The sequence below is a fragment of the Sphingomonas gellani genome, assembly GCF_900110035.1.
In the GTDB taxonomy this organism is placed as follows: Bacteria; Pseudomonadota; Alphaproteobacteria; order Sphingomonadales; family Sphingomonadaceae; genus Sphingomonas; species Sphingomonas gellani.
Genome location: NZ_FOCF01000003.1, coordinates 199,903 through 226,619, shown reverse-complemented (window position 1 = coordinate 226,619; position 26,717 = coordinate 199,903). Strand labels below are relative to the sequence as shown.

The 26,717-nt window shown below is 68.4% G+C and carries 28 protein-coding genes and 1 tRNA gene; 19 read left to right on the top strand and 10 right to left on the bottom strand.

Annotated features, from left to right (window positions below):
- The first annotated feature begins 1 nt into the window (after position 1).
- From BMX37_RS07925 to fliS, 7 genes are all read left to right on the top strand, one after another.
- Positions 2 to 361 carry a FliO/MopB family protein gene (locus BMX37_RS07925; RefSeq protein ID WP_093665192.1) on the top strand — a complete coding sequence of 120 codons (360 nt, stop codon included), beginning with the start codon at positions 2 to 4 and terminating at the stop codon, positions 359 to 361.
- Positions 358 to 1,224: a flagellar type III secretion system pore protein FliP gene (gene fliP, locus BMX37_RS07920; RefSeq protein WP_093665191.1), complete on the top strand. Its 867-nt coding sequence runs from the start codon at positions 358 to 360 to the stop codon at positions 1,222 to 1,224. The genes BMX37_RS07925 and fliP overlap by 4 nt, the downstream gene beginning before the upstream one ends.
- An 81-nt stretch (positions 1,225 to 1,305) precedes the next feature.
- The gene (gene fliQ / locus BMX37_RS07915) at positions 1,306 to 1,575 is read left to right on the top strand and encodes a flagellar biosynthesis protein FliQ (RefSeq protein WP_093665190.1); all 270 of its coding nucleotides are present in this window, start codon (positions 1,306 to 1,308) and stop codon (positions 1,573 to 1,575) included.
- A 241-nt stretch (positions 1,576 to 1,816) separates the two neighbouring features.
- The gene (gene fliR / locus BMX37_RS07910; protein WP_093665380.1) at positions 1,817 to 2,590 is read left to right on the top strand and encodes a flagellar biosynthetic protein FliR; all 774 of its coding nucleotides are present in this window, start codon (positions 1,817 to 1,819) and stop codon (positions 2,588 to 2,590) included.
- The gene (gene flhB, locus BMX37_RS07905; protein WP_093665189.1) at positions 2,587 to 3,714 is read left to right on the top strand and encodes a flagellar type III secretion system protein FlhB; all 1,128 of its coding nucleotides are present in this window, start codon (positions 2,587 to 2,589) and stop codon (positions 3,712 to 3,714) included. Before fliR ends, flhB begins: the two co-directional genes overlap by 4 nt.
- Positions 3,715 to 3,766: 52 nt before the next feature.
- Positions 3,767 to 5,293, top strand: a complete 1,527-nt coding sequence (fliD, locus tag BMX37_RS07900; protein WP_093665188.1) for a flagellar filament capping protein FliD — start codon at positions 3,767 to 3,769, stop codon at positions 5,291 to 5,293.
- Positions 5,293 to 5,691 (top strand): flagellar export chaperone FliS, encoded by a 399-nt coding sequence (fliS, locus tag BMX37_RS07895; protein WP_093665187.1) that lies wholly within the window; start codon positions 5,293 to 5,295, stop codon positions 5,689 to 5,691. Before fliD ends, fliS begins: the two co-directional genes overlap by 1 nt.
- A 39-nt stretch (positions 5,692 to 5,730) precedes the next feature.
- On the opposite strand, the gene BMX37_RS07890 is transcribed toward fliS, so the two are convergent.
- The 4 genes from BMX37_RS07890 to BMX37_RS07875 all read right to left on the bottom strand — a co-directional run bounded on the left by BMX37_RS07890 (position 5,731) and on the right by BMX37_RS07875 (position 9,961).
- The gene (locus tag BMX37_RS07890; RefSeq protein WP_093665186.1) at positions 5,731 to 6,042 is read right to left on the bottom strand and encodes a chorismate mutase; all 312 of its coding nucleotides are present in this window, start codon (positions 6,040 to 6,042) and stop codon (positions 5,731 to 5,733) included.
- Between the two features lie 145 nt (positions 6,043 to 6,187).
- Positions 6,188 to 7,942: a heparinase II/III family protein gene (locus tag BMX37_RS07885; RefSeq protein ID WP_244501454.1), complete on the bottom strand. Its 1,755-nt coding sequence runs from the start codon at positions 7,940 to 7,942 to the stop codon at positions 6,188 to 6,190.
- The gene (rpe, locus tag BMX37_RS07880) at positions 7,939 to 8,604 is read right to left on the bottom strand and encodes a ribulose-phosphate 3-epimerase (RefSeq protein WP_093665185.1); all 666 of its coding nucleotides are present in this window, start codon (positions 8,602 to 8,604) and stop codon (positions 7,939 to 7,941) included. Before rpe ends, BMX37_RS07885 begins: the two co-directional genes overlap by 4 nt.
- A 40-nt stretch (positions 8,605 to 8,644) precedes the next feature.
- Positions 8,645 to 9,961 (bottom strand): RsmB/NOP family class I SAM-dependent RNA methyltransferase, encoded by a 1,317-nt coding sequence (locus tag BMX37_RS07875; RefSeq protein WP_093665184.1) that lies wholly within the window; start codon positions 9,959 to 9,961, stop codon positions 8,645 to 8,647.
- 50 nt (positions 9,962 to 10,011) lie between these two features.
- Here BMX37_RS07875 and BMX37_RS07870 point away from each other — a divergent pair, with 50 nt between their 5' ends.
- Complete coding sequence (locus BMX37_RS07870; protein WP_093665378.1) at positions 10,012 to 10,173, top strand: DUF1674 domain-containing protein; 162 nt, start codon at positions 10,012 to 10,014, stop codon at positions 10,171 to 10,173.
- Positions 10,174 to 10,523: 350 nt separating this feature from the next.
- Positions 10,524 to 11,504, top strand: coding sequence for an aldo/keto reductase (locus BMX37_RS07865; protein WP_093665183.1), 981 nt, complete (start codon positions 10,524 to 10,526; stop codon positions 11,502 to 11,504).
- Between the two features lie 218 nt (positions 11,505 to 11,722).
- Here BMX37_RS07865 and BMX37_RS07860 read toward each other — a convergent pair.
- Together BMX37_RS07860 and BMX37_RS07855 are read right to left on the bottom strand one after the other, a co-directional pair.
- Positions 11,723 to 11,809 (bottom strand) — tRNA-Leu (locus tag BMX37_RS07860).
- A 109-nt stretch (positions 11,810 to 11,918) separates the two neighbouring features.
- Positions 11,919 to 12,683, bottom strand: a complete 765-nt coding sequence (locus tag BMX37_RS07855; protein ID WP_093665182.1) for a zinc-ribbon domain-containing protein — start codon at positions 12,681 to 12,683, stop codon at positions 11,919 to 11,921.
- A gap of 165 nt (positions 12,684 to 12,848) precedes the next feature.
- Between BMX37_RS07855 and ftsE the strand changes: the two genes are divergently transcribed.
- From ftsE to BMX37_RS07835, 4 genes are read left to right on the top strand one after another with little or no spacing between them, the layout of a single operon-like run.
- Positions 12,849 to 13,559 (top strand): cell division ATP-binding protein FtsE, encoded by a 711-nt coding sequence (gene ftsE / locus BMX37_RS07850; protein WP_093665181.1) that lies wholly within the window; start codon positions 12,849 to 12,851, stop codon positions 13,557 to 13,559.
- Positions 13,556 to 14,437: a cell division protein FtsX gene (locus BMX37_RS07845; protein ID WP_093665180.1), complete on the top strand. Its 882-nt coding sequence runs from the start codon at positions 13,556 to 13,558 to the stop codon at positions 14,435 to 14,437. The genes ftsE and BMX37_RS07845 overlap by 4 nt, the downstream gene beginning before the upstream one ends.
- On the top strand, positions 14,434 to 14,967 hold the full coding sequence (locus BMX37_RS07840) for a YdcF family protein (protein WP_093665179.1): 534 nt from the start codon (positions 14,434 to 14,436) through the stop codon (positions 14,965 to 14,967). The genes BMX37_RS07845 and BMX37_RS07840 overlap by 4 nt, the downstream gene beginning before the upstream one ends.
- Entirely contained in the window at positions 14,964 to 15,713 is a 750-nt protein-coding gene (locus BMX37_RS07835; protein ID WP_093665178.1) for a lysophospholipid acyltransferase family protein, read from the top strand. The genes BMX37_RS07840 and BMX37_RS07835 overlap by 4 nt, the downstream gene beginning before the upstream one ends.
- 609 nt (positions 15,714 to 16,322) lie before the next feature.
- Here the strand turns inward: BMX37_RS07835 and BMX37_RS07825 are convergent.
- The 3 genes from BMX37_RS07825 to BMX37_RS07815 all read right to left on the bottom strand — a co-directional run bounded on the left by BMX37_RS07825 (position 16,323) and on the right by BMX37_RS07815 (position 19,954).
- On the bottom strand, positions 16,323 to 16,856 hold the full coding sequence (locus tag BMX37_RS07825) for an ankyrin repeat domain-containing protein (protein WP_093665176.1): 534 nt from the start codon (positions 16,854 to 16,856) through the stop codon (positions 16,323 to 16,325).
- 192 nt (positions 16,857 to 17,048) lie between these two features.
- Positions 17,049 to 17,750: a methyl-accepting chemotaxis protein gene (locus tag BMX37_RS07820; RefSeq protein WP_093665175.1), complete on the bottom strand. Its 702-nt coding sequence runs from the start codon at positions 17,748 to 17,750 to the stop codon at positions 17,049 to 17,051.
- A gap of 65 nt (positions 17,751 to 17,815) precedes the next feature.
- Positions 17,816 to 19,954: an AsmA family protein gene (locus BMX37_RS07815; protein WP_093665174.1), complete on the bottom strand. Its 2,139-nt coding sequence runs from the start codon at positions 19,952 to 19,954 to the stop codon at positions 17,816 to 17,818.
- A gap of 162 nt (positions 19,955 to 20,116) precedes the next feature.
- Here BMX37_RS07815 and rpmI point away from each other — a divergent pair, with 162 nt between their 5' ends.
- Together rpmI and rplT are read left to right on the top strand one after the other, a co-directional pair.
- Complete coding sequence (rpmI, locus tag BMX37_RS07810; RefSeq protein WP_007406658.1) at positions 20,117 to 20,320, top strand: 50S ribosomal protein L35; 204 nt, start codon at positions 20,117 to 20,119, stop codon at positions 20,318 to 20,320.
- A gap of 13 nt (positions 20,321 to 20,333) precedes the next feature.
- Positions 20,334 to 20,714: a 50S ribosomal protein L20 gene (rplT, locus tag BMX37_RS07805; RefSeq protein ID WP_093665173.1), complete on the top strand. Its 381-nt coding sequence runs from the start codon at positions 20,334 to 20,336 to the stop codon at positions 20,712 to 20,714.
- A 465-nt stretch (positions 20,715 to 21,179) separates the two neighbouring features.
- Here the strand turns inward: rplT and BMX37_RS07800 are convergent, their stop codons facing one another.
- Positions 21,180 to 21,548, bottom strand: coding sequence for a hypothetical protein (locus BMX37_RS07800; protein WP_139198051.1), 369 nt, complete (start codon positions 21,546 to 21,548; stop codon positions 21,180 to 21,182).
- 87 nt (positions 21,549 to 21,635) lie between these two features.
- On the opposite strand from BMX37_RS07800, the gene BMX37_RS07795 reads away from it, so the two are divergent.
- The 4 genes from BMX37_RS07795 (at position 21,636) to BMX37_RS07780 (ending at position 26,713) form a co-directional block, all read left to right on the top strand.
- Entirely contained in the window at positions 21,636 to 22,259 is a 624-nt protein-coding gene (locus tag BMX37_RS07795) for a LysE family translocator (RefSeq protein ID WP_093665171.1), read from the top strand.
- A 68-nt stretch (positions 22,260 to 22,327) separates the two neighbouring features.
- A complete protein-coding gene (pheS, locus tag BMX37_RS07790) occupies positions 22,328 to 23,452 on the top strand; it encodes a phenylalanine--tRNA ligase subunit alpha (RefSeq protein ID WP_093665170.1) in 1,125 nt (374 codons plus the stop codon).
- Positions 23,449 to 25,821, top strand: a complete 2,373-nt coding sequence (pheT, locus tag BMX37_RS07785) for a phenylalanine--tRNA ligase subunit beta (RefSeq protein WP_093665169.1) — start codon at positions 23,449 to 23,451, stop codon at positions 25,819 to 25,821. The genes pheS and pheT overlap by 4 nt, the downstream gene beginning before the upstream one ends.
- A gap of 22 nt (positions 25,822 to 25,843) precedes the next feature.
- Positions 25,844 to 26,713, top strand: a complete 870-nt coding sequence (locus tag BMX37_RS07780; RefSeq protein ID WP_093665377.1) for an aldose 1-epimerase family protein — start codon at positions 25,844 to 25,846, stop codon at positions 26,711 to 26,713.
- Positions 26,714 to 26,717: the final 4 nt, after the last annotated feature.

The following is a 26,717-nucleotide window of genomic DNA, read 5'->3' as shown; positions in this document are numbered from 1 at the left end:
CATGCTCTGGCCCTATATCCTGAAGCTCGTGATCCTGTTGCCGCTGGTGTGCGGGCTGATGATCGGCTGTCTGTACCTGTGGCGCCGGCTGGAAATCCGCATGCCCGGCAAGCCGCAGACCCGGCTGATCCAGGTCAAGGAAACCATGATGATCTCCCCCGGCCTGCGCCTCGCGGTGCTGGATTTCGAGGGCAAGCGCCTGCTGGTGTCGGTCGGACGCGGCGGCGTGGTGCTGGTCGACAAGGCCGATGCAGGCGCGACGCCGGAGCGTCCGGTGCCGACCGACGGCTTCTCGCCCACACCGGCGCAGGATTTCGCCGCCCGCTTCCGCTCCTCGCTCGGTCGGAAGTTCGACCAGTGAGCGTGTCCGTCACCCGTCACGGCAGCGGCCCGGCGCTGTTCCGCGCCAAGGCCGCATCCGCCCGTCGCACCGGACCGCGCGTGATCTGGGTCGCGCTCGCGCTGTTGCTCGCCATCTTCCTGGCCATGCCGGCCCTTGCCCAGTCGGCGCCGGCCGCCGCACCCGGACCGGGCGTGGGCGACGCGGTGGACCGCGCGCTCGGCCAGCTCGGCGGACAGGCCGGACAATCGGGCTCGCTTTCCCTGTCGCTCCAGGTCCTCATCATCATGGGCCTGCTCACGATCCTGCCGGGCATCCTGTTGATGATGACCAGCTTCACCCGGATCGTGATCGTGCTGGCCATGCTGCGCCAGGCGATGGGCCTGCAACAGACGCCGCCAAACCAGGTGCTGATCGGCCTGTCGCTGTTCCTGTCGCTGTTCGTGATGGCGCCGACCATCAACCAGATGAACACCCAGGCGATCCAGCCCTATGCCGCCGGCCAGATGGCGGGCACGCAGATGATCCAAGCCGCCGGCGCGCCGCTGCACGCCTTCATGGTCAAGCAGACGCGGGTGAAGGACGTGACCATGTTCGCCGACCTGGCGAAATCCGGTCCCTATGCGTCCCCGCGCGACATCCCTTATGCGGTGCTGCTGCCCGCGTTCATCACGTCGGAGCTGAAGACCGCGTTCCAGATCGGGTTCCTTATCTTTCTGCCCTTCATCGTCATCGATCTGGTGGTCGCCACCGTGCTGATGGCGCTGGGCATGATGATGCTGAGCCCGCAGATCATCTCCCTGCCCTTCAAGCTGCTGTTGTTCGTACTGGTCGACGGCTGGGCGCTGACCATGGGCAGCTTGGCCAACAGTTTCGCCACCTGACCTGCACCGGATCGATGGTCCGGCGGGCGCGACGATCATGGTTTACGCGCCGTAAACCTTTTGACGGCATCTGGAACGCTTATGGACGCCGACTATTTCCTGACGCTCGCCAATCAGACCATGTGGGTGCTCGCCCTCGCCAGCGCACCGATCCTGATCCCGGTGCTGGTATCGGGTCTCATCATCGGCATGGTGCAGGCGGCGACGTCGATCAACGAACAGACGCTGTCCTTCGTGCCGAAGCTGATCGTGGTGGCGATATCCATCCTGATCTTCGGCAGCCTGATCCTGGGCCTGCTCAGCGATTTCACGGTCGGCATGTTCGACCGCATCCCGGACCTGGTGAAGTGACGCGCAGGGCGCGAGAGCGCGCACCCTGCGCGCCACGCGCCCAAGCGCGGCCGACGGCGCCCCGGCGCCGTTCGACGACGCGGCTTCGCCGCGGCGTGGTCGGGGGGTGCTGTCGACCCATTTACCCATCCTTCCTGCCAGCCCTCGCCGCGGCAGAGCCGCGTCGTCAGTCGGCGCTTTTGCGCCGCTGGCCGGGCTTGCCAGCGTGGCGCACGATGCGCGCGCGCTCGCTGGCTGCGCCGTGCTAGGGTTCGGCCTTGCTATCGAGCCGCAGGTCTGGGCCGTGATCTTCGTCATGGTCCGGATCGGGGCGGCGTTCATCACTGCGCCCGTGTTCGGCGCGGTGACCATTCCGCTGACCGTGCGCGTGTCGGCGGCGGGCGCGATCGCGTTCCTGGTGCTCGGCACGCATCGCATCGTGCCACCGGCGCAGGTGTTCGGCGTCGCGACCTTCGTCGCGGTGGCGGCGGAGGCGGTGATCGGCCTGGCCATCGGTTTCGTGCTGCAGACCGCCTTCGCCGCGCCGCTGGTCGCGAGCGAGCTGGTCGGCGCATCCATGGGCATCAATTTCGCCAGTGCGATGGACCCGATGAACGGCCGCCCCAGCCCGGCGCTGGGCCAGTTCTTCACCGTCATGCTGACGCTGTTGTTCCTGTCGGTCGACGGCCACCTGGTGCTCGTCGAGATGCTGGTGAAAAGCTATGACGCCATGCCGCCGGGCGCGGCGTGGCTGGACGCGCGCCACCTCAAGAACATCGCGCTGTTCGGCGGCTACACCTTTGTCGCCGGGCTGTTGCTCGCCCTGCCGGTCGGCTTTCTGCTGCTCTGCCTCAACCTGGTGGTCGGCATGATGAGCCGCGCGGCGCCGTCGCTGAACCTATTCGCGGTGGGCCTGCCCGCCAGCCTGACCGTTGGCGTGATCGCGCTCGCCACCGCATTCCCGGCGATGGGCGACTACATGCTGGTCATCATCCGCGAGAGCCTGGCCGCCGTCGAAAGCCTGGTGCTGTCGTGAGCGACGAGTTTGGCGAAAAGACAGAAGCCCCAACACCCAAGCGCCGCGAAAAAGCGCGCGAGGATGGCAATGTCCTCAAGTCCAAGGACCTCGCCACCGCGCTGACCGTGCTGGCCGGCGTCGGCTGGCTGGTGATGTTCGGCCCCTCGCTGATGCGCGCCTGTGCCGGCGTGATGGCCGCCAGTTTCCAGTTCGGACGCGCCGATGTGGAGGACTGGTCCCCCTTTCGCCCGTTGCTGGAGGCGGGGTGGAAACTCGCGCTGCCGATCGGCAGCCTGATGGCGATCAGCGTGCTGGCCGCGATCGTCAGCCAGGCGGGCCTCGGCTCGATCGGGTTCAACGCGGGGCTGTGGGCGCCCAAGGCGAACCGGGTGAACCCCGCATCGGGCCTGAAGCGCATCTTCGGCTCGGCCGGGTGGATCGAACTGGGCAAGTCGCTGATGAAGGTCGTGCTGCTCGGCGCGATCGGCGGCTGGATGCTGTGGAAGACGACGCGACCGACGCTGGGCCTGGCCCAGTCCGACATCGGCAGCGCGCTGGGTGCGCTGGGCGGCACATTCGTGTCGATCCTGTTCGCGATGGCGGGCGGGCTGGTGCTGATCGCCGGTTTCGACGTGCCGATGCAGATCTGGCAGCGGTTGAAGGGCCTGCGCATGACCAAGCAGGAGGTGAAGGACGAGCACAAGGAATCGGAAGGGTCCGCAGAGGCGAAGGGGCATATGCGCGCGCGCCAACGGGCGATCCTGTCGCGTTCGGTGCAAAAGGCGGTGGCGGAGGCGCATGTGGTGCTGACCAACCCGACCCACTTCGCCGTCGCGCTGCGCTACGACCGCGGACGCGATCAGGTGCCGGTGGTGGTCGCCAAGGGGCGCGGCGCCACCGCACTGTCGATCCGCGAACTGGCAAAGGATCAGGCGGTGCCGGTGCTGGAATATCCCGCCCTCGCCCGCGCGGTCTATTACACCAGCCGCGAGGGGCAGGAGATCCGCGACGACCTGTATCAGGCGATCGCCACGGTTCTCGCCTTCGTGTTCGGGGTCAACGACCGCGCGCGGGGCGTGCAGCCGGTGATCCCCGTGCCCGACACCGCCCGCTTCGACGAAAACGGCGTGCAGGGACGCTAAAACTCGGCGTTCGCGCGCCGTTTACGGGGACAGCCAGGCTTAGGGTGCATCGATGACGACGACGACCAGCGCGACGAGCTCGACGAGCACCGCCAACACCACCACGACCAGCAAGCCGGCATCGGCCAGCACCACCGCCGCCAGCTCGACCAGCGCGGCGACGACGCAGTTGCTGAACTCGCTGAACGCGGGTTCGGGCGTCGACACGGCCAGCCTCGTCACGTCCCTCGTCGCCGCGCAGTTCGATGCGAAGACGACCCAGCTGACCAAGCAGGCCGACACGCTGACCGCGCAGATCAGCGGCATCGCCACGCTGAAAAACGCCCTGTCCACCTTTTCCAACGCGCTCGACACGCTGACCAAGAACGGCACGCTGGTATCGCAGCCGGTCAGCGGCAACAACGCGGTGTTCACCGCCGCGGCCACCGGTACCGGCGCCGCGTCGCTGTCCGCGAACCTGAGCGTCACCCAGCTGGCGAGCGCGCAGGTCGCGGTCAGCAAAAAGGCTTTTCCCAACAGCACTGCCAGTGTCGGCACCGGCCAGCTGACGCTGACCTTCGGACAGGCAGCGTACAGCGCCGATGGCAAGTCCGTGGACGGCTTCACCGCCGGGTCCGCCGCGCCCATCACGATCGACATCACCGACGGCAGCCTGACCAAGATCGCCGCCGCGATCAATGCGAAGAAGGCCGGCGTCACCGCGTCGGTCGTCACCGATGCGGACGGCAGCGCGTATCTGTCGCTGAAGAGCGCGACGGGCAAGGATCAGGCGTTCACCCTGTCCTCCACCTCCACCACCGGCGACCTGTCGGCGCTGAACGTCGGTCCGGGTGCCGGCAACAGCACCATCACGTCGGGCGCGCAGAACGCGAAGATGACGCTGGACGGCGTCGCGGTGGAGCGCGGCAGCAACACCGTGTCGGATCTGATCGACGGGGTCAGGCTGCAACTGACCGGCGTTTCGTCGGGTCCCGTATCGCTGACCAGCACGGTGCCCGCCGATGCGCTGAAAAGCGCGGTCACGGATTTCGTCGATACCTACAACCAGGTGCTGGCGATGGTCGACGAACAGCTCGACTCGACCGACGGCCCGTTGAAGAACGATCAGGCGGTGCGCTCGCTGAAGGATTCGCTCCAGGCGCTGACCCGCCGGGCGCTGTCGCCCAGCACCACCGACGGATCGCCCTCCACCCTGGCCGGCATCGGCGTCCGCACCACGAAGACGGGCACGCTGGAGGTCGACGACGCGTCGCTGACCCGCGCGCTGAAGGACTATCCCGAGCGCATCCAGGCGATGTTCGCCAGCACCACCGACGGCACCGGCATCTCCGCCGCGCTGAAGTCGGTGTCGCTCAACGCCGGCAGCACGCTGTACGGCCTGGGCGCGTCCAACATCCGCTATCTCCAGCAGCAAAAGGACCTGGCCACGCAGCAGGACCGGCTGGCCGACCAGAAGACCGATGCGACCACGCGCATGACGCAGCAATTCTCCAGCATGAACAGCAAGGTGGCCGCGTACAAGTCGACGCAGACCTTCCTGACCAACCAGATCGCCGCCTGGAACAAGAGCGATAATTGATGGCCTATGCGACCGCCCTTTGCCGCGATCCGGCGGCGACCTATCGCCAGGTCGACATGGTGGGCCGCACCGCCGTCGCCGATGGCGCGGGCCTGGTGCAGCTCATGTACGACGAACTGGTCGCCGCACTCCGCGCCGCCGCCTGGGCGACGGAGAACGGCCAGCTTCAGGTGCGCAGCGACCGGGTGACGCGCGCCACCGCCATCCTGTTCGCGTTGGAGGCGGGGCTGGATTTCGAAAAGGGCGGCGACCTGTCGCGCACCTTGGCCGGGCTGTACACCGGCGCGCGTCGCGCGGTGGTGGAAGCGGCGATCGGCAACGATCCCCGCCCGTTCCGCGAAACCGCCAAGAACCTCGAAGAGATCGCCTCCGCCTGGCGCACGGTCAGCGGCGGCTGACGACCGGATGCCGGCACAGGTTCAGCCGGCGGGCGTAGCTCAGCCCCGGCTGCGGTCGAACGCGGCCAGTTCATAGGCGATCGATCCCTCGACCAGCCGCTCCCACATGTCCGCGATCACGGCGCCCGGCAATCCGGCCGCCCCCGCCGCGTCGCGTGCGTTGCCGATCACCTGCGCCTTGCGCCCCTCATCCCGCACCGCATTGCGCGTCGGTTTGATCCGCGCGGCCGCATCCATATAGGCGAAGCGGCGCGCGAGCAGCGCCACCAGTTCCCGATCGACCGCGTCGACGCCCGCGCGCACCTCCGCCATGGTGGTGCAATCGGTGGCGGCAAGGATCGGGGCGGTCATGCGCTTTCCTTAACCCGCGGCGTCGGGCTGTCCACCCGGTCGGGATGGCGCACGCTCAGGATGGGCAGCGCGGTCGTCGGCCGTGGTTGTTGACGCTGTTCTGCGGCAGCGGGTCGCGCGACGCTCGGGCGAGCCGCCGTCCGGGCTACATCGCCCGCTTCAGCGCCCAGCTGACGGTTGCGCCACCGGCCTGCGCCTCGCCGCCGATCACCAGCTGCTGCGTCGCCACCGGACGGCCGTCCGCATCGATCCACAGGCTGTCCTCGATCGCCAGCGTCCCGCCACGGCAGCGGAATTGCCACAAGGCGCCGCCCGGCACCCGGAGGATCGCGCCAAGGCTGTCTGCGGTCGCCGACGCCTCGACCCCCCCGCCCAAGTGGAACCGCACGGCGAACCCGACCGCACCGGAACGACGCTTGCGCCCCACCGGCAGCAACTGGTCCTCGCCGCGCAGCTCGCGCCCCTCGGCACCCAGCACCAGTTGCCGGCGATGCTGGAAGCCCCAGCGGCGGGCATAGCCGTCATGCGCGGCGTCGATCCGGCTCGCCGCCTCATTCTCCAGGCGCGACAACTCCACCTCGACCACACCGCGCCCCAACGTGCCATCGGCATGGATCGCGGTCGAGTTGGAGTCGCCCACGATCAGCGTGGAATGCGCGGCCGTCGTACGCAGTCCCTCGACGATCGGACGCGGCAGTCCTGCCACCGCCGCGCGCGCGCCGCCGCAATTGACCACGATCCGCGCCGGCCCGTCGGAGAACTCGAACGCCAGCGTGGAGGCACAGCCGCCATCGACCACGCGCGCGACCGGCGGCGGCGCCGCGTCGACGATCAGCACCGCGCCGCCCGCCGCCAATCGCTGATAACCCCAGTCGCGTGCCTGGCGCAGCGGACGGGTGCGGACCCCGCTGCCCTCGATCACCGCCGCGACCTCTTCGGCGGAGGCGGGGCCCCCACCCTGCCAACTCGACAGGCCGCGATCCGCATGGCTCACGCCCAGCAAGGCGCCGACCGCCTTGTTCAGGGCGGTGGTCACCGGCTCTGGCCAATCGATCCGCCGCGCGTCGTAGCAGCCGGCGAGCAGCGTCAGCAGCGCCACCGTGTCCAGCAACGCAGCCGGGCTGCGCGTCACGGACCCGCCATCGTCGAACTGCGACGCCGCCAGCGCCCTGAGCAGCCCCGCTTCCCCAAACGCCTGGCGCGGCTCTCCGCCGGGGATCAGCAGGCCCGCCGCGATGACCCCGCACCATGCCGCGATCCGGCGCGGGCCCGCCGGCGCCTTGTCCGCCCCCCGATCGAGATGGCGCGCCCCGCGGGCCAAGGCGTTCAGCACCTTGGAGCGATAGATCAGGTCGGCCGACGACAGGATCAGCGGCGCGTGCGCGGTCCAGAACAGGATGCGCCGTCCCCACATGTCGGGCCGCCACGCCGTACCCGCCACCGTCTCGGCGTGCGCGTCCAGCCAGCGTGCCATGACCAGTTCGGCCACCGGCGCGCCCTGTGCCCGCGTCGCCACGGTGGACAGGTCGCGCAACCAGGCGAAGCTGTGGACATATTCGGCAAACGCCGCACCGACGTTCGGGCCCGAAACGTCCAGCGTCTCGATCGGCTGGCGCTCGCCGCGAAACACGACCTGGCCCTGCAACAGGGCCTGGCCGCGCGCCACATCGCCCATGATCGTGTCGTCCGGGATCGCCAGCAGCTTCAGCGGATAGCGCCCCTTCAGTCGCAACGAGTGCAGCGGCGTGCGCCAGGTCAGCCTGTGGAACCGATCGGCCAGCCGCTCGGCCAGGCTCAGCCCCTTGTCACCGCCCAGCCGGACCAGCCGGCGACCCTCGTCGATCGTGTCGGAATTGGGGTCGGCGGCCGTTTCGTCGATCCCGTCCTCGGGCGCGCTCACCCGTTCCTCAAGGCGGCGATCGCGGCCGCATAGCCGGTCGGACCATGGCGGAACACCGACGTGCCCGCGACCAGCGCGTCCGCGCCCGCCTCGACACAGCGGCGTGCATTGTCCGCATCGACGCCGCCATCCACCTCCAGGTCGATGTCGCGCCCGGTGGCGTCGATCATCTTGCGGATCGCGGCGATCTTCTTCAGCTGCGACTCGATGAAATGCTGGCCACCGAAACCCGGATTGACGCTCATCACCAGCACCAGGTCGACGGTGTCGATCAGATAATCGAGCATCTTCGCCGGGGTGCCGGGGTTCAGCACCACGCCCGCGCGCTTGCCCAGCGCCTTGATCGCGCCGACCGTGCGGTGGATATGCGGGCCCGCCTCCGGATGCACGGTCATGGTGTCGGCACCCGCCTCCGCGAACGCCTCCAGGAACGGATCGACGGGGGAGATCATCAGGTGGACGTCGAACGGCTTCGTCGTCAGCGGCCGGATCGCCTTCACCACCGCCGGACCCATCGACAGGTTGGGGACGAAATGCCCATCCATGACATCGATATGGATCCAGTCCGCGCCGGCCGCATCGATCGCGCGCACCTCCTCGCCCAGTCGCGCGAAGTCGGCGGACAGGATGGACGGGGCGATGCGGACGGGCTTGGCTGGCATAGGCGGATCGTTCTGTAGCAACCCCGAACGCCCCCGCAAGTCAGGCGTTGCGGATCAGGCGCGCGATGAAGAACCCGTCCATGCCGCCGTCGCCCTCCATTATCCCCGGCAGGGTCCTGACATGACCGTCGGGTATCGCGGGTCGCATCGCCGCCGGCAGGCGATCCGCGACACCCGCGTCCAGCCGATAATCGTCACGCGCTGCCAGGAAGGCGTCGACCTGCGCCTCCCCTTCCTCGCGTTCCAGCGAGCAGGTGGCATAGACCAGCACGCCGCCCGGCTTCACCCAATCGGCCGCACGGGCCAGGATGCGCGCCTGAAGCTCGGCCAGCTCGGCGACGATGCCGGCATGGGCCCGGTACAGCACGTCCGGATGACGGCGGAAGATGCCGCTGGCGCTGCACGGGGCGTCGACCAGCACGCCGTCAGCCGGTGCGGCCGGCGCCCAGTTCAGTGCGTCGGCACGCACCACTTTCGCCGCCAGTGTCGTGCGGGACAGATTGTCGCGAAGTCGCGCCAGACGACTTTCCGACACATCCACCGCCGTCACGCGCTTACCCTGGGCGGCGAGTTGCAACGTCTTCCCGCCCGGTGCGGCGCACAGGTCGACCACCTCGCCCGGCACCTCCGCCAGCAATCGCGCGGGGATCGACGCGGCGATGTCCTGCACCCACCAAGCGCCCTCCCCGAACCCCGGCAACTCCGGGATCGGCGCGTGGTCGGCGGGCAGGCGGACATGCCCGCTCATCAGGCTGACCCCGCCCAGCCTGTCCGCCCATTCGGCCGTGGCGGCGGGATCGCGCAGCGACAGGTCGACGGGTGGCGGCGCGGCGATGGCGCGGGCGGCGGCGGCGGCGACTTCTACGCCCCAGACATTCGTCCAGCGCTCCGCCACGCCGACGGGCAGCACCGGCACCTCCGGCAGAGTCGCGCCACCGCGCATCAGCGTGCCGAATACGCCATGGACCAGCTTGCGCGGGCCGCCATCCACCAGCGGCAGCACGGTCGCGATGGCGGCGTGCGGCGGGGTGCCGAGCGCCAGCACCTGGACCAAAGCCACGCGTAGCGCCGAACGCGCCTTGGCATCGTCGGGCAACCGCTGCCGCGTCGCGCTGTCGATCAGCGCGTCCAGGTCGGTCATGCGGCGCAGCGTCTCTGCGGCGATGGCATGCGCCAGCCCGCGATCGGGCCCGCCGTGCAGCGCGCGCGTCGCGCCGGGCAGCGCCGCCTCCAGCGCCTCGCCCCGGCGCAGCACCGCATCCAGCAGGCGCAGCGCAGCGCGGCGGACGGCGGTGCCCAGCGGCTCCGGCGGGCGAACGGGGGCGGAGCGGCGGTTTGTCTCTTGTGGTCGTGCCATCGCGGGCCGACATGGCCCCGGTATCTGTCAAGCGCAATCGGAAGCATGTCATGGCCCAGCGCCCGCCCAACCTGAAGCCGCCAGCCTATTTGTCGAAAAGCCCGCCCGTGCCCGTGCCGGAGGATCGCCCCCGCCCCGCGACCGACCCGCTGGGCAAAGACCCCGTTCGCTATGGCGATTGGGAGTCGAAGGGCATCGCGATCGATTTCTGACGCGTTGGCATTGGCCGGCGCATACCTTCAGTGACTTCGGATCAGGCCGAGCGGTGGGCTTAAGCTGGTGAAGCGCCGGACCTGTGTTCCAGACCCCTGTAAATCCTGGTGCGTAGTGTCCTAATTGCGGGGTGCTAGGCAAAGCGTCGCACCCGGCCTGCCCCAATGTCCTGTGATGCGCTTTGCCGACCCTGCGAGGCACGGCAGCAGACTTCAAACCTGAGAGCCCCCATGCCTCGCGTGCCCAGCGCATGGGCGTCTCCGCGATAGGCGACAGTTTGCCGCCTCCTGCCCGGACACGGACCCTCCGTGCGATCGAGGCGTTCCGCACACCCATCGGAGGACGCGTCATGGAATACACGAAACTCGGCTCGACGGGCCTCGACATATCGCGACTTTGCCTCGGCTGCATGACCTATGGCGACCCAGCGCGCGGCAACCACGAATGGACGCTGGACGAAGCAAAAAGCCGCCCGCTTCTGCAGCAAGCCGTAGAGGCCGGGATCAACTTCTTCGACACGGCCAATGTTTATTCGGATGGCAGCTCTGAGGAGATCGTCGGGCGCGCGCTGAAGGATTTCACCCGGCGCGAAGAGGTGGTGATCGCCACCAAGGTGCATGGCCGGATGCGCCCCGGCCCCAATGGAGCGGGACTGAGCCGCAAGGCGATCATGCAGGAGATCGATGCCAGCCTCACCCGGCTCGGGACCGACTATGTCGACCTCTACCAGATCCACCGCTTTGACTACGACACGCCCATCGAAGAGACGCTGGAGGCGCTTCATGACGTCGTGAAGGCCGGCAAGGCTCGCTACATCGGCGCGTCCTCAATGTACGCCTGGCAGTTCGCCACCATGCTGCACACGTCCGATGCGAATGGCTGGACCCGTTTCGTCACGATGCAGAATTACGTGAACCTCCTCTACCGCGAGGAAGAGCGCGAAATGCTGCCGTTGTGTGAGGCGGAAGGGATCGGTGTCATCCCGTGGAGCCCGCTGGCCCGCGGGCGCCTGACGCGCGATTGGGACGAGACGACCGAACGTTCGCAGACCGACAATTTCGGCAGGACGTTGTACGAACACACCGCTTCGGCCGATCGCAGGGTCGTGGATGCGGTTGCCGCCGTGGCGAGCGAACGCGGCGTGGCCCGCGCGCAGATCGCGCTGGCATGGGTCCTTGCCAAGCCGGTCGTATCGGCGCCTATCGTGGGCGCGTCCAAGCCCGGCCATCTGAACGATGCGATCGCCGCCCTCGACCTCGTGCTCAGCGAAAGCGAGCTGGCCCGGCTGGAGGAAGCCTATGTCCCCCACGCCGTGGTCGGATTCGAGTAGGCTGCATGCACGGGGCCGGCAGGCGTACCGACGGATGCGGTTGTCATGAGAGATAGTCGACGACCTTGATCGGGTTCAGCGGAGGTCCCGTATCTCGGGCAGGCGCGCCGACCCGAACTGAGAACCGCTTACGTTGGGGAAGATCGATCATCCCGCACCGTCAACGGGGGTGGTGGAGACACGCCCATCGGGGTCCACATCTGCAAGATGGATGATGGTGGTGCGGTCGAGAAGACTCGAACTTCCACGGCCTTTCGGCCACAACGACCTCAACGTTGCGCGTCTACCAATTCCGCCACGACCGCACGTGCCAACACCGTCGGACGTGCCGACGGCCGGTAGGCGGGTGCCCCTAGCAAAGCGGATCGCGCCCCGCAATGGGGCTTGTGCGTGACGATCCGACCGGAAACCTGCTCAGCCGCCGCGGCAGTTGCTGCGCCGCGCCGAACGAACCCCCTCGCCGGCGAAGCTGAGTTCCAACAGCTTGGAACTAGGCGGCACGTCCAGCCGCGCGGAATAGAAGTCGATCGCACCGCCCGGTGCAACCAGCCGCTTTTGCGGCGTGATCTTCCAGCTGAACACCAATCGGCACGTCGCGTCGCGAAGGTCGGCGGTGATGTCGGGCACCCGCTGCCGCTCCGATGAGGGGTTGGTGACGCGACCGCTGACCGCGAACAGCTCGGACCCGTTGTCCAGCTCGCGTCGCTCGATCGGATTGTCGCGCAGTTGCAGCGGCGTGTCGCTCGTCCCGATGCCCAGCCGCGCGGCGAAGCCAGGCGCGCCCGACCACAGGATCGCTGCCGCCCCGGCCAGCATCAGCAACCCGGCCACCACCGCGATCAACGTCCAGTGTCGCGCCGGCACCCGCCGACGCCGCGCCGCCGCCGGTCGAGCGGCCAGCGCGTCGAACACGGGGTCGCGCGCCACCGACTCCGCGACGGTCGACTGCGCGACATCATCGGCAGGGGCCGCGTCTGCCACGTCCTCGTCCCTCGGCGCCGGATCCGTATCAGCTGCCGCACCTGATTCCTCAGGAACCGGCGGCGGGGCGAGCGGATCGTCAGGCGCCTGGAACCAGCTGTGCCGGCACTTGGCACAGCGCACCGTGCGCCCCTCGTCGCCGATCGCGCTGTCGGGCACGAGATAGCGGGTACTGCACTCGGGGCATTCGAGGATCATGGACGCGTTTATGCCGAAAGAAACTCGGCCGCTTCGGGCGACCCGCCGTTGTGGTGAAATTAAGCACGCCGCGCGCGACCCTGGCAAGCTTGAAGCGGCCAGCCGAAACGTGCCAAGGCAGGCGTCATCACCCGGCAAGAGCGAACGGACCGCGAAACACGCACCATGGCGAACATCGTCCAGTTCGAGAATGTCGGGCTGCGCTATGGCACGGGGCCGGAAACGCTGTCGGATGTCAGCTTCGCGCTGGGCAGCGGCGCATTCTATTTCCTGACCGGGGCGAGCGGCGCGGGCAAGACGTCGCTGCTGCGCCTGTTGTACCTGGCACAGCGGCCCAGTCGCGGCATCATCCGCCTGTTCGGGGAGGACACGGTGATGCTGCCGCGCGACCGCCTGCCCGGCTTTCGCCGCCGCATCGGTGTGGTGTTTCAGGACTTCCGGCTGGTGCCGCACCTGTCCGCCTGGGACAATGTCGCGCTGCCGTTGCGCGTCGCCGGCGTGCCGGAGGCGCAGGTGGAGCAGCCGGTGCACGAGATGCTCGCCTGGGTCGGACTGGCCGACCGCGCGCGGGCGAAGCCGGCGACCCTGTCGGGCGGGGAGCAACAGCGGGTCGCGATCGCGCGCGCGGTGATCGGCCGGCCGGAAATGCTGGTGGCGGACGAGCCCACCGGCAACGTCGATCCCGACATGGCCGAACGCCTGCTGCACCTGTTCGACTCGCTCAACCGGCTGGGCACCACGGTGGTGGTCGCGACCCATGACCTCCACCTGCTCAGCCGCATTCCCGATGCGATCATGATGCGCCTGGACAAGGGGCGGTTGCTCGATCCCACCGGATCGCTCCGCTACCCGCCGCCCGATCGGGCACGATCATGAGGCGCCGCGCATCCGAACGCCGGGTGCTGGACGAAGCGGGCGGCATCGGCGCGATGACCGGCGTCATGGCGATCATGGTCTTCCTCACCGTGCTGGCGGCCGCGCTGGGTCTGGGAACCGCCGGCGCGGCCCGGCTGCTGACCCACGACCTGGCCGGCCGGGTGACGGTGCAGGTGGTGGAGGGCGACCCGGTTCGCCGCGACGCGCTGACCGCCCGCATCGCACGCACGCTACGCGGGCAGGCGGAGGTACGACGGGTCCAGCCGGTCGCGCCCGCCGAACTGGCCCGGCTGCTCCGTCCCTGGCTGGGCGAGGACGGCGCCGATCCTGCATTGCCGATGCCGGCGCTGATCGACGCAACCCTGCGCGACGACGCGGCGGCAACACTGTCGCGCGTGACGGCCGCGGTGCGCCGGGTCGCGCCGGCCGCGCGGATCGACCGGCACGAAAGCTGGATGGCACCCGTCGGCGGGCTGTTGCACACCACCGTGCTGCTGGCGGCGGGACTGGTCGCGCTGATGGCCGCAGCGACCGCTGCGGTGGTGATGCTGGCGGCGCGCGCCGGGCTCCAGACGCATCGCGCCACGCTGGAGGTGATGCACATGCTCGGCTCCACCGACGTGCAGGTCGCGCGCCTGTTCCAGCGTCGCGTGGCGCTGGATGCGGCGATCGGTGGCGGCGTCGGCGCGTTGGCGGCACTGGCGGTGACCTCGGCCGTGCAGGCGCAGGTCGCGGGGTTGGGATCCGACCTGCTCGGCGGGGCGGCGTTGACGAGGGGCGACTGGGCCGTGCTGATCGCGCTGCCCTTCGCCTTTGTCGCGCTGGCCATGCTGGCGGCGCGACTGACGGTCGTGCGGGCGCTGGGGCGGATGCTGTGATCGCGCGGCTGATCGGGCTGGCGGCGATCGGCTGGTGCCTGGGATTCGCGGCGTTCATGCTGACCCTGGCGCCCCCGCTGGAGGGGACCACGACCGATGGCATCGTGGTGCCGACCGGCGGGGCGGGACGGATCGACCGCGGCCTTGCCCTGCTGCGCACACACCAGGGAAAGCGGATGCTGGTCAGCGGCGTGGGTCCGGGCGTCCGTCCAGAGGATTTGGCGCGCACCAGCCGGGTGGACCCTGCACTGTTCCGTTGCTGCGTCGATCTGGGCGCGCGGGCGGTGGACACGCGGTCCAATGCGAAGGAGACCGTGGCCTGGGTCCGGGCGCACGGATATCGCACCGTGCGGCTGGTCACGTCCGACTGGCATGTCGCGCGGGCCCGCATGGAATTGTCCGCGGCGCTCGGCCCCGGCGTGCTGGTGCTGGGCGACGGCGTGCCGACCAATCCCCGGCTGACCGCGCTGGTCAATGAATACAACAAGCTGATCCTGCGACGGGTCGCGCTGTGGATCGGATGGGAATGAGCGGAACCGAAAGCGGGGACACGACGGGCCGCGGACAAGACGATGCCACCGTTGCGGACTGGTGCCGCACGGTCCTCTTCACCGTCGTCTTCTACGGCCTTTCCGTGCCCGTGGTCGCCATCGCCCCCGCGTCCGCGTTGTTCGGACAGCGCAGCGCCATCGCCTATGCCCATGGCTGGGCGCGGCTGCATCGTTGGGCGACGCGCGCGATCCTGGGCATTCATGTCCGGGTGGAGGGTCAGGTGCCGCCCACCCAGACCCTGTTCGCCGCCAAGCATCAGGCGATGTTCGAAACCTTGGAACTGCAATTGCTGCTCGGCGGGCCGGCAATGGTGCTGAAGCGGCAATTGATGCGCATCCCGCTATGGGGCTGGGCGGCGCGGCTGTACGGCGCGATCGCGGTGGACCGAGAGGCATCGGCAAAGGCGCTGCGCGGCATGGTCCGGGAGGCGGAGGCGGCGAAGGCGACGGGCCGATCCGTGATCGTCTATCCGGAGGGGACGCGGGTCGCGCCCGGCCAGACGCCACCGCTCCGCTCCGGATTTGCGGGCCTGTACCGCGCGCTCAGCCTGCCGACGGTACCGATCGCGCTCGACACCGGGCGACTGCTCCCCCGCCACGGCGCCCGCCGACCGGGCGTGGTGACGATCCGGCTGGGCGAGCCGATCCCCCCCGGCCTGCCCCGGCGCGAGATAGAGGCGCGCGTCCACGCGGAGATCAACGCGCTGGAGCCGAGCCGGGCTTGACCGGCGCCGCAAGCCGATCTCGGGGCACGTTCGAGATTGCCTTGTCGATCAAGCCGGCAAGATGCGATTGAAGACGTTTGTCATAGTTCTGGCACTCCTGACGGTCGCATGGTTTGTGTGGGTTGCCGAATTGAGCGCCTACGACCACCGCACAAAAAACGAGCTAACGCTACTCGTTAAACGAGAACTCGGTCCCGCTTCTGGCAAGGAGGCAATGCAAGCCTTCATGCAACGACACGTAGCCGCCTATCATTTAGATGACAGGGTCGATTTCGAGTATGCAGGCATACGAAAACAGGACCGGATAGACACGGTCTTGTTTGACAGGAAGGTTCAAGTCGCCCTGACGTTCAATCCACTTACACATAGGTACACAGGCTGCCGCGTAAGCGTGTTCTACACGCTGATGTAGTCACAAAGGGCTCTCGATACTGATTACGTCGAGGTGACGTTTTGGTCGCCAAGGCCCCTGCGCATCGCCGGGCCGATACGCCGCTGCTTTCCAGCACGCGTTTGCCAAGCGGCAACACCTACCGCCGGCTCCTTCAACCTAGGGCACGCAATCGTTCACAAATCGGAGGCTGAAGCGCACCGCCCAAGCCGACCGGCTCAGGCTGCTGATGCGCCAGCCTCAACCGCCCCCTCCAGCCGGTCCGCCAGCGCCATGTGTCCTTGCGCCCGCGCCAGGCCGGCGGCGGTGTTGCCCGCTCCATCGGTCACGCGGGGGTCCGCACCATGGGCCAGCAGCAGGTCGACGATCCCATCCTGCCGAAACAGCGCGGCGGTCATCAGCGCGGTCTGGCCGGCGGCGTTGACCAGGTCGGGATCGGCCCCGCGCGCCAGCAGCAACTGCGCGACCGCCTCATGCCCCTTGAACGCGACACCGATCAGCGGCGGGTTGCCGCGTGCGTCGCCGACGCCGTTCACCGCCACGCCCGCATCGAGCAGCAACGCGGTGGCGTCGGGAGAGCCGTTATACGCGGCGAGCATCAGCGCGGTGAAGCCGCGTTCGTCCCTGCCCTCCACATCCGTGCCCGCGCGCAACAATGCGCCCAGCGCCGCCAGATCACCCTCTCGCGCCGCATCGAACAGCAGATGCTGCAATTGCGCCGCATCGGGCAAGGGAGGGTGCTGGTCGTTCATGCCGCCACGCTAACGGCTGATCCGCCCACGGGGAAGCGGCTACGCGATCACGTTTGGCACACCGCGCGCCACCGTCTCTTCTTCTATACTATGACCATCGGCGTAAGAGACGCAGCGACAAGCGTGTTTCCACACCCTGCACGCCCTCGTGCAAAGGGCTACACCCGCTCCGTCCCACGACGTTCCGTCGCCTCAGCCGCGTTGCGCCGCCACCAGCAACTGCGCTCGCTCCGCCGCCTGGCGCGTGTCACCCGCCAGCTTCTTGACCTCGCCCGCGACCACGCCGAACCCGCGCCCGGCCACCCCGGCCCGCGCCGCCTCGATCGTCGCGTTCAGCGCGAGCAGGTTGGTCTGCTTGGCGATGCCGGAAATCGCGCCGACGATCCCGGCGACATCCTCCATCGTCTGTTCCAGCGCCGCGCCGCGTTCTTCCAGGCGCGACTGGTACAAACGCGCCTCGGCCAGATGGCCCTGGTTCTCATGTTCCAGCCGCACCTGGCGGGTAATGTTGGTCGCCACCTTCAGCACCCGTTGCGCGATGCCGCCCTGGTCGATGATCGGGTTGTAGCTGGCCTGCAACCACACCTCCTCGCCATTCCGGGTCTGGCGGGCATATTCGCCGCGATCGAACTGACCGGACGACAGGCGCGCCCAGAACTGCCTGTATTCCGCCGACTCGGCCTGGCCCGGCAAGCACAGCATGCGGTGGTGACGCCCCACCAGTTCATCCAGGCGATAGCCGACGATGCACAGGAACAGGTCGTTGGCCCAGGTGATCGTGCCGTCCATGGTGAATTCGATCAGCGCCTGCGACCGACAGATCGCCGCCCATGCCGCGCGGCAATAACCGGCAGTGGGCTCGTTATCGCCCTCGGGAAACTGTTCGACCGCCATGCCCGGCTTATCGGACGGCGTGCTTAAAAGTCGGTTGACGCCTGGGGCGTGCCCGCCGGCAAATTTCAGAAGATGCCCAGGAATTTCTTCCGCTGCGACTTCCGCTCCGGCCCCGTGCTCTTGCCGTCCTCGTCCTTGGCGGTGGTGCCATGGCCGACATCGTCGCGCGGCTTGCCCTTGGTCGTGCGCTGCGCATTGGCGTTGGCGCCCGCCAGGATCGGACCGCACGCCGCCGCCTTCGCATCGCCCACGTCCACGAACGCCAGCACGCCCGCCACCGGCGTCGCGACCAGAGCCAGGCCCAGTCCGGCCCCGGCACGACCGAGCAACTGGTCGGAGATGACGTTGATCCCCGGCTTCGCGAAATAGCCGTTGATGCCGACCGGCGACTGGCCGGAAAACAGCGAGAACTTCTTGCCGTCGGCGCGGAACGCCAAATCCATCGCTTCGGTGCGGAAGCTGAAGCCGCCGCGGCCCAGCATCACGTTCTTGCTGGTGTCGATCAGGATCGGGTCGGCCGCCGCGACGCCGCGACGCACGGTAAAGCCGATCAATCCGCAGTTGATCTGCACCGGCGACTTCAGCTTGTCCTCGAACATCTTCTGGACGAACGTGCCCAGGTCAAGCTCGGCCAGCTGGACGTTGCGGGTCCAGAAGGTGCCGCGCGGCAGGATAAAGGCCATCCGGCCCTGCGACGTCGACAGCGAATCGTGGATCGTGTCGCCCCGCCCCTTCAACTGGATGCGCCCCTTCACCGTCCCGCTGGTGCCCGCCTCCACCACGCCATAGCCGGCGAGCAGTTTCGCGAGCGGGGTCGGCGACAACCGCACGTCGTACGACACGGCACTGGGCCGCTGGCGCGTGTCGAAGATCAGGTCGGATGCGACATTGCCCCGCGCCATCGAAAAGGTCAGCGGCGACAACGCGAGCCGCCCGCGATCCAGGTCCAGCGTCAGGTCGACGTTCGAGATGGGCAGGTTCTTCGAGCGCACATCGGCGATCGTCCATTTCAGGTCGGCGTCGAACGCGCGCATCGTCTCGACGGGGAAACGCGCGTCCGGCATGACCCGGCTGGGCGCCGCACCGGTCGCCGCCGCCGCCGCCACGGCACCCTTCGCCGCGACGATGTCCGGATTGTAACCGATGAACGGCGCGGCATCGATGATGTCCAGGCTGCGCGTCGAAAGCTGCGAGTCGAGGTGCAGCCGCTCGCCATTGGTGATGGTCAACCGCCCGGCCAGATCGGTCCGGCCCGCGACGCCGCTCACCTTGGTGAAGCGATATTCGTTGCCCTGCATCACCAACTGCCCGCGCAGGCGATATGTACGCGTCTGCGGGATCGCCACGCCGATGATCGCCAGCAGCGTCGACAGGTTACGGCCCCGGGCCTGCACCTGCAGCGGCACGTCCTCGATCTCCGCGATGGAGGGCAGCGTGCCGGCGACGTCGATCGTGTTGCCGGCGGCGCGCGCAGTCATCACCAGCTTGTTCTCGCCACGATTGGCGGTCGCGTCTGGGGACAACAGCTGTGCGGTGACGGTGAACGGCGTGTCGCGCACGGTACCATCGCCGCTGACGCCCACCGCCTTGCCGATGCGCGCGTCGGTGGAGCGGATCGTGTCGACCTTCAGATTGGCCAGCAACCGCATACGCGGATCGAGATAGCGCACCGTGGTGCCCGCGACCGTCGCCTGGTCGATGCGCGGGAATTCCAGCGGCTTGCCGCCCTTCTTGCCCGTATCGAAGGTCCAGGTGTTGGTGGAATGGTCGCGGTTGAATTCCAGGTCCACCGCGCCGCCGGTCAGGTCCAGCCAGTACAGCCGCCGCTTTCCGAACAACAGCGACAGGGGCGCGATGCGCGTGTCGATCCGCTGTGCGCTGAACAGGTTCGGCCGAGTCGCCCAGGACGGATTGGAGATCGTCAGCCCTTCGGCGAGGAACTTGATCTTCAGCGGTGCGAAATACAGCTGGAAGTCACCGCGCACCGTGATTGTCCGGTGGGTCATGCCGCCGACGATCCGTTCGAACGGATGCTTCAGGAACCGGCCCCTGGTGATGAACAGCACCAGCCACACCGCGAAGATCGCGACCACCACGCCGATCAGCACGTTGCGCAGGGTTCGCCTTCCCCGCCCGTGTTGCGTATCGGGGGGAGTGTCGCCGGCCTGCACCGGTGGCTCGCTGTGCTGACTCGCCAGGTCCATGGATCGGCCAAGCGCACGATGCCTCGTTCCGGTTCCGCATCGGTTGCAATCGACGGCATCCGCGGCTAAGGGGCCCGCTTCCCGAGCGCGACGCTACAGGACTGCCCGGCCACCAAGGGCTGCCGCGGCCGTCTCAGTCACGCTCAAAGCGAAAGGACCAAAATGCCCAAGCTCAAGACCAAGAGCGGCGTCAAAAAGCGCTTCAAGCTCACTGCCACCGGCAAGCTGAAGCACGGCGTCGCAGGCAAGCGCCACCGCCTGATCAGCCACAACGGCAAGTACATCCGCCAGAACCGCGGCACCTCCGTGCTGTCGGACGCCGACACCAAGACGGTGAAGGCCTGGGCGCCGTACGGCCTGAACTGAGGGAGATTAGGACATGGCACGCGTCAAGCGCGGTGTAACCACCAAGGCGAAGCACAAGAAGATTCTTGAGGCCGCCAAGGGTTATTACGGTCGCCGCAAGAACACCATCCGCATCGCCCGCCAGGCCGTCGAAAAGGCCGGCCAGTATGCGTATCGCGACCGCAAGGTGAAGAAGCGGACTTTCCGCGGCCTGTGGATCCAGCGCATCAACGCTGGCGTCCGGGCGGAAGGACTGACCTATTCGCAGTTCATGCACGGCCTGAAGCTGGCGGGCATCGACCTGGACCGGAAGGTCCTGGCCGACATCGCCATGCACGAGGGTGAGGCGTTCACCGCCATCATCGCGCAGGCGAAGGCTGCCCTGCCGGCTCAGACCGAGCAGCAGGCCGCCTGAAGCTTGCTCAGGCAGGCTTGAGGGCCGGTCAGGCGAGCAGCGGGATCGGCGAGCCGGCACCTAATGTCGGTGTGACGGTCCTGCGACTGCAGCGAGTATAGAAAGGGCGCGGGTGGACACATCCGCGCCCTTTTCAGTTGCCTCCTCACGCCTTACCGTGACCGGCTTCCCGAGCGAGGAGCTCGCCACTGGCTGATGCGGCGACATTGAAGCTTCGAGCGCTTCGTCGCAGGCCTCAGCGGTGCTGAACACAGTGTATCTTGGTATCTTGCGCCCACCTCCAACCGATCCGGTATTCCGTCAAAGACGCTCGATCGGTAAGGCAGGCTTGCTCGGAAGCCGCCGCTGCTCGACAATCCTGACGTCCTGCCCGCCCCGAGGTTCGATGATTCAGACGTTGCCGGCAGTTCCACCCGTCGCCGTCGAACGCCAGAGATTGCCGGCAACGATCTGCGCCGGCTTGCCTCAAACCGTCAGTGGCGACGTCAATTCCTGCGTGTTGGGTTCACAGTCCGCGGTGGACGGCGAAGCCTTGACGAACGCGGTCGGGAATGGCGCACGGATGGGTGGAATGCCGTTGAGCGGCAGATTGGGCCCAATCAGCGCCTGGTCGTGATCGATGAACAGGAAAGATCGTTGCCAGCGATCACATCGCGGCTCGCCAGGCTCGACCACAGCGAGTTCGGAATCGTGCAGGCCGTCGCCATGTCGATACCTGTGCCGCCCACCAACCAGGTCCTGGGCTGATGCCGGCCGATGCTCCCATACCCAGTTCGCCACCTGCAATTCCAAGGCGATCTGACGGCATTTCACCGAGCTAGGGTGCGACTCCATAACGACCGCCCGGCGTCACGGCTCGCCACGTCTACGCCGCACGCTTAGAGCAGTTCCCGACCACGCAATCCGCGAAAGGACTCGCCCATGGCCCTGCACACATGGTGGCTTTACGTCACCGCCGTGTTCCTGATCGCGGCGACGCCGGGGCCGAACATGCTCCACGTCACCGTGCAGAGCGTCCGCCACGGACCCCGTCGCGCGACGATCGCGATGGCCGGGCTAATGAGCGCGGTGCTGCTGTGCCTGGTCGCCTCGGCGCTGGGGCTGGGCGCGTTGCTCAAGGCGTCGCCGAACCTGTTCGGGGTGCTGCGCTGGCTGGGCGCCGGCTATCTGATCTGGCTCGGCATCAAGGCGTGGCGCGCCCCCGCGTCCGCCGCCACCCCGACCGACCCGCCGCCGGTGCGCCGTTCGGCGGGCGCGCTCTACGGCGCGGGGCTCGCCACCGGCCTGTCCAATCCGAAGCTGATCCTGTTCGCCGCCGCGCTGTTCCCGCAATTCCTCGACCCGCTTCGGCCGTTCTGGACACAGCTGGCCGTCCTGGTCGCCTCGTTCGTCGCGATCGAGGGATTCTGGTACACCATGTACGCGCTCGGCGGCCGCTCGCTCGCCGCATGGCTCGCGCGGCCCAGCCGCCAGCGTCTGTTCGACCGGGTGACGGGCACGATCTTCATCGGCTTCGGCGGCGCGCTGCTCGCCAGCCGCGTCTGACTCCTCAAACGGCTTGACCTTCGCGCCGGACCCGCGTTTCGGTCGCGGCACATAGCCAACGGACCATCATGACCACCGAACTCGACCAATTGCAGGGCCATCTGCTGACCGCGATCGGGGCATCGCCCTCGCTCGACGCGCTGGAGGCGTGCCGCGTCGACGCGCTGGGCAAGCAGGGCCGCGTGACCCAGCTGCTCAAGACGCTGGGCGCGATGACACCGGAACAACGGCAGGAACAGGGCCCCGCGATCCACGGCCTGCGCGAGGCGGTGACGGCCGCGATCGCATCGCGCAAGGCGGCGCTGGAACAGGCGGCGCTGGACCAGCGCCTGGCCGCCGAGCGCGTCGACCTGACGCTCCCCGCCGACACCGCGCCCACCGGCACGATCCACCCGGTCAGCCAGGTCATGGACGAACTGGCGGAGATCTTCGCCGATCTGGGCTTCGCGGTCGCGACGGGTCCGGAGATCGAGACCGACTGGCACAACTTCACCGCGCTCAACATCCCGGAAACCCATCCGGCGCGCGCGATGCACGACACCTTCTATCTCCAGCAGGGCCTGGACGCGAAGGCGGCGGGCGAGGCGGATGAGCGCGCGACATTCTCGCTGCTGCGCACCCACACCTCTCCGGTGCAGATCCGCACCATGCTGAACGGCAATCCGCCCATCCGCATCATCGCGCCGGGCCGCACCTATCGCTCCGATTCCGACGCGACCCACACGCCGATGTTCCATCAGGTGGAGGGGCTGGTGATCGACAAGGGCATCACCCTCGGCCATCTGAAATGGACGCTGGAGACGTTCCTGAAGGCGTTCTTCGAGCGCGACGACATCGTGCTGCGCCTGCGCCCCAGCTACTTCCCGTTCACCGAACCCTCGGCGGAGGTCGATGTCGGCTACACCCTGCAAAAGGGCAAGCGCGTGATCGGCGGCTCCGGAGACGACGCCAATGGCGGCTGGATGGAGGTGCTGGGCAGCGGCATGGTCCATCCAAAGGTGATCGCCGCCTGTGGCCTGGACCCCGCCGAATGGCAGGGCTTCGCCTTCGGCTGCGGTATCGACCGGCTGGCGATGCTGAAATACGGCATGGACGACCTGCGCGCGTTCTTTGACGGCGATATCCGCTGGCTGAAGCATTACGGATTCTCGGCGCTCGACGTCCCCACGCTGTCCGGAGGAGTCGGCGCATGAAGTTCACCCTCTCCTGGCTAAAGGATCATCTCGACACCACGGCATCGCTGGCGGACATCGTCATCGGCCTGACCCGCATCGGGCTGGAGGTGGAGGGCGTCCACAACCCCGCCGAGGCGCTCGCCGGCTTCCGCATCGCGCGGGTGCTGACCGCCGATCGCCATCCGCAGGCGGACAAGCTGCAGGTGCTGTCCGTCGATACCGGCGACGGCACCCCGCTCCAGGTCGTGTGCGGTGCGCCCAATGCCCGCGCGGGGTTGGTCGGCGTGCTCGGCCTGCCCGGTGCCAGCGTGCCCGCGAACGGCATGCAGCTGAAGGTGTCGGCGATCCGCGGCGTCGAATCGAACGGCATGATGTGCTCCTCGCGCGAACTCGACCTGGGCGACGAGCATGACGGCATCATCGAACTGCCCGACGATGCGCCGGTCGGCACCGACTTCGCCGCCTATGCCGGCAGGGACGATCCGGTCATCGACGTGTCGATCACGCCCAACCGCCAGGATTGCATGGGGGTGCGTGGCATCGCGCGCGATCTGGCCGCGGCGGGTCTGGGCACGCTGAAGCCGTTGGACGCGGTGGTCGCCATGTTGCCGACGGTCGATGGCCAGGGTCCCGGCCCAAACGTGCGGATCGAGGACAGCGCCGGCTGCCCCGCCTTCTACGCGCAGGCGGTGACGGGCGTCCGCAACGGCACGTCGCCCGACTGGCTGTCGCGTCGGTTGAAGGCGGTGGGGCAAAAGCCGATCTCGACGCTGGTCGACATCACCAACTTCGTCATGATCGGGCTCGGCCGGCCGCTCCACGTCTATGACCGGGCGACTTTGTCCGGCGGGCTGGTCGCGCGCCGGGCGCAGCCGGGCGAAGAGGTGCTGGCGCTCAACGGCAAGACCTATGCGTTGACCGACACCATGACCGTGATCGCCGACGACGCCGCCGTCCACGACATCGGCGGCATCATGGGCGGCGAGCATTCGGGCGTGTCGGCGGGAACGACGGACGTGCTGATCGAATGCGCCTATTTCGACCCGGATGCGATCGCGCGCACGGGCCAGGCGCTGACCCTGACCTCCGACGCGCGCCAACGGTTCGAGCGGGGCGTCGACCCGGCCTTTCTGGACGAGGGGCTGGCTATCGCAACGCGCCTGGTCATCGCGCTGTGCGGCGGCACCGCCAGCGGCGTGACGCGCGCCGGGCAGCCGCCGGTGGAAACCCGTACGCTGTCCTACGATCCCGCCCTGTCCGAAACGCTCGGCGGCCTGGCCGTTGCGCCGGAGCGGCAGCGCACGATCCTCGAAACCCTCGGCTTCACCGTGACCGACGACTGGCAGGTGACCGTGCCGACCTGGCGCCGCGACGTGGACGGCCCGGCCGATCTGGTCGAGGAGGTGATCCGGATCGAGGGCATCGACAAGGTCGCGCCCGTCGCCCTGCCCCGCACCCCCGGTGTCGCCCGTCCGACCGCGACCGCCGAACAGAAGGTGGAACGCCGCGTCCGCCGCGCCGCCGCCGCGCGCGGGCTGGACGAGGCCGTGACGTGGAGCTTCATCTCCGACGCGGAGGCCGCCCCCTTTGGCGGCGGCGCATGGACGCTCGCCAACCCGATCAGCGCCGACCTGCGCGTCATGCGCCCCTCGCTGCTGCCCGGCCTGTTGGCGGCGGCGGAGCGCAACCTGCGTCGTGGCGCGTCCAGCGTGCGCCTGTTCGAGATCGGCCGCCGCTACCTGTCCGACGGGGAGCACCCGACGCTCGGGCTGGTGCTGGCCGGCGACAAGCGCGCGCGGGGATGGCAGGCGGGCAAGGCCCCGCCCTTCGACGCGTTCGACGCCAAGGCGGAGGCGCTGGCGCTGCTGGCACAGGCCGGCGCACCCGTCGACAACCTCCAGGTGTTCGGGGAAGCCGGAGAGGCGTGGCATCCCGGCCAGTCCGGCACGCTGCGCCTGGGGCCGAAAACGGTGCTCGCCGCTTTCGGCGCGGTGCACCCGACCGTGTTGAAGGCGTTCGACCTGTCGGGCGCGGTGATGGCGGTGGAGCTGTTCCTCGATGCCATCCCGGCAAAGCGCGGCGGCACCGGCTTCGCGCGACCGGCCTATGCGCCACCCGCGCTGCAACCGGTGCGCCGCGACTTCGCCTTCACCGTGCCCGCCGCGCTGAGCGCCGACGCGCTGGTGCGCGCGGTCAGGCAAGCGGACAAGGCGGCGATCGTGTCGGCCCGCCTGTTCGACCTGTTCGAAAAGGACGACGTGCGTTCGATGGCGGTGGAGGTGACGCTGCAACCCGGCGACAAGAGCTTCACCGACGCCGACATCAAGGCGATCTCCGACAAGGTGGTCGCCGCCGCCGCCAAACAGGGAGCGGAACTCCGTGGCTGAACCGCACGACACCCGGCACGACATGGTCCGCATCCGCTCGGACGCGCTGACCGCCGCCATCAACCCGTTCGGCGCGGAACTGTCGCACCTGGAGGATGCGGACGGTCGAGAGCTGATGACGAACGCCGATCCTGCCTTCTGGACCGGGCGTGCGCCGCTGCTGTTCCCGATCGTCGGTGCGCTGAACGACGACACCCTGCGCGTCGATGGCGGCGCATACCGGATGGGCAAGCACGGCTTTGCGCGCAAGTCGCTGTTCGAGATGGTGGAGACGGGCGACAGTCACGCCGTGTTCGCGCTCGAAGACAGCGAGCAGACGCGCGCGCAATACCCCTTCGCCTTTCGGCTGGAGGCGGCGTTCCGCCTGACCGGTGCGACGCTGGCGATCGACATCACGATCGCCAATCGCGGCGACGTGACGATGCCGGCCAGCTTCGGCTTCCACCCCGCCCTTGCCTGGCCGCTGCCGTTCGGCGCCGCCAAGGAGGCGCACCGCATCACCTTCGCCGCGCAGGAGCCGGGGGCGTTGAAGGCGATCGCCGCAGACGGCACCATCGCCGCCGCCACGGTGCCCAGCCCGTTGCAGGACGGCTATGTCCTGGCGCTGCACGACGACCTGTTCGCCCATGACGCGCTGGTCTGGGACCCGGTCCATGCGCAATCGGTGACCTATGGCGCCGACACCGGTCCGCGCTTGCAGGTCGCGTTCCCCGACACGCCCCGCCTGGGCATCTGGACCAAGCCAGGCGCCCGCTATGTCTGCATCGAGCCCTGGCACGGCATCGCCGACCCTGAAGGTTACACGGGCGACTTCCGCGACAAGCCGGGCGTGTTCGAGGTGCCGGTCGGCGGTGCAAAGCACATCGGGATGAGCATCACGCTGGCTGGGTGACAAA

Bases quoted from the DNA above. Each gene is read 5' to 3' on its own strand.
- pheS (WP_093665170.1), top strand. From the start codon at position 22,328: ATGACCACCGAACTCGACCAATTGCAGGGCCATCTGCTGACCGCGATC.
- fliS (WP_093665187.1), top strand. From the start codon at position 5,293: ATGGCCTATGCGACCGCCCTTTGCCGCGATCCGGCGGCGACCTATCGC.
- BMX37_RS07875 (WP_093665184.1), bottom strand. From the start codon at position 9,961: ATGGCACGACCACAAGAGACAAACCGCCGCTCCGCCCCCGTTCGCCCG.
- BMX37_RS07855 (WP_093665182.1), bottom strand. From the start codon at position 12,683: ATGATCCTCGAATGCCCCGAGTGCAGTACCCGCTATCTCGTGCCCGAC.
- BMX37_RS07870 (WP_093665378.1), top strand. From the start codon at position 10,012: ATGGCCCAGCGCCCGCCCAACCTGAAGCCGCCAGCCTATTTGTCGAAA.
- BMX37_RS07835 (WP_093665178.1), top strand. From the start codon at position 14,964: ATGAGCGGAACCGAAAGCGGGGACACGACGGGCCGCGGACAAGACGAT.
- BMX37_RS07815 (WP_093665174.1), bottom strand. From the start codon at position 19,954: ATGGACCTGGCGAGTCAGCACAGCGAGCCACCGGTGCAGGCCGGCGAC.
- pheT (WP_093665169.1), top strand. From the start codon at position 23,449: ATGAAGTTCACCCTCTCCTGGCTAAAGGATCATCTCGACACCACGGCA.
- BMX37_RS07795 (WP_093665171.1), top strand. From the start codon at position 21,636: ATGGCCCTGCACACATGGTGGCTTTACGTCACCGCCGTGTTCCTGATC.
- rplT (WP_093665173.1), top strand. From the start codon at position 20,334: ATGGCACGCGTCAAGCGCGGTGTAACCACCAAGGCGAAGCACAAGAAG.
- BMX37_RS07780 (WP_093665377.1), top strand. From the start codon at position 25,844: ATGGTCCGCATCCGCTCGGACGCGCTGACCGCCGCCATCAACCCGTTC.
- BMX37_RS07865 (WP_093665183.1), top strand. From the start codon at position 10,524: ATGGAATACACGAAACTCGGCTCGACGGGCCTCGACATATCGCGACTT.
- BMX37_RS07800 (WP_139198051.1), bottom strand. From the start codon at position 21,548: ATGGAGTCGCACCCTAGCTCGGTGAAATGCCGTCAGATCGCCTTGGAA.
- BMX37_RS07820 (WP_093665175.1), bottom strand. From the start codon at position 17,750: ATGGCGGTCGAACAGTTTCCCGAGGGCGATAACGAGCCCACTGCCGGT.
- BMX37_RS07890 (WP_093665186.1), bottom strand. From the start codon at position 6,042: ATGACCGCCCCGATCCTTGCCGCCACCGATTGCACCACCATGGCGGAG.
- rpmI (WP_007406658.1), top strand. From the start codon at position 20,117: ATGCCCAAGCTCAAGACCAAGAGCGGCGTCAAAAAGCGCTTCAAGCTC.
- BMX37_RS07845 (WP_093665180.1), top strand. From the start codon at position 13,556: ATGAGGCGCCGCGCATCCGAACGCCGGGTGCTGGACGAAGCGGGCGGC.
- ftsE (WP_093665181.1), top strand. From the start codon at position 12,849: ATGGCGAACATCGTCCAGTTCGAGAATGTCGGGCTGCGCTATGGCACG.
- fliQ (WP_093665190.1), top strand. From the start codon at position 1,306: ATGGACGCCGACTATTTCCTGACGCTCGCCAATCAGACCATGTGGGTG.
- BMX37_RS07925 (WP_093665192.1), top strand. From the start codon at position 2: ATGCTCTGGCCCTATATCCTGAAGCTCGTGATCCTGTTGCCGCTGGTG.
- BMX37_RS07825 (WP_093665176.1), bottom strand. From the start codon at position 16,856: ATGAACGACCAGCACCCTCCCTTGCCCGATGCGGCGCAATTGCAGCAT.
- fliD (WP_093665188.1), top strand. From the start codon at position 3,767: ATGACGACGACGACCAGCGCGACGAGCTCGACGAGCACCGCCAACACC.
- rpe (WP_093665185.1), bottom strand. From the start codon at position 8,604: ATGCCAGCCAAGCCCGTCCGCATCGCCCCGTCCATCCTGTCCGCCGAC.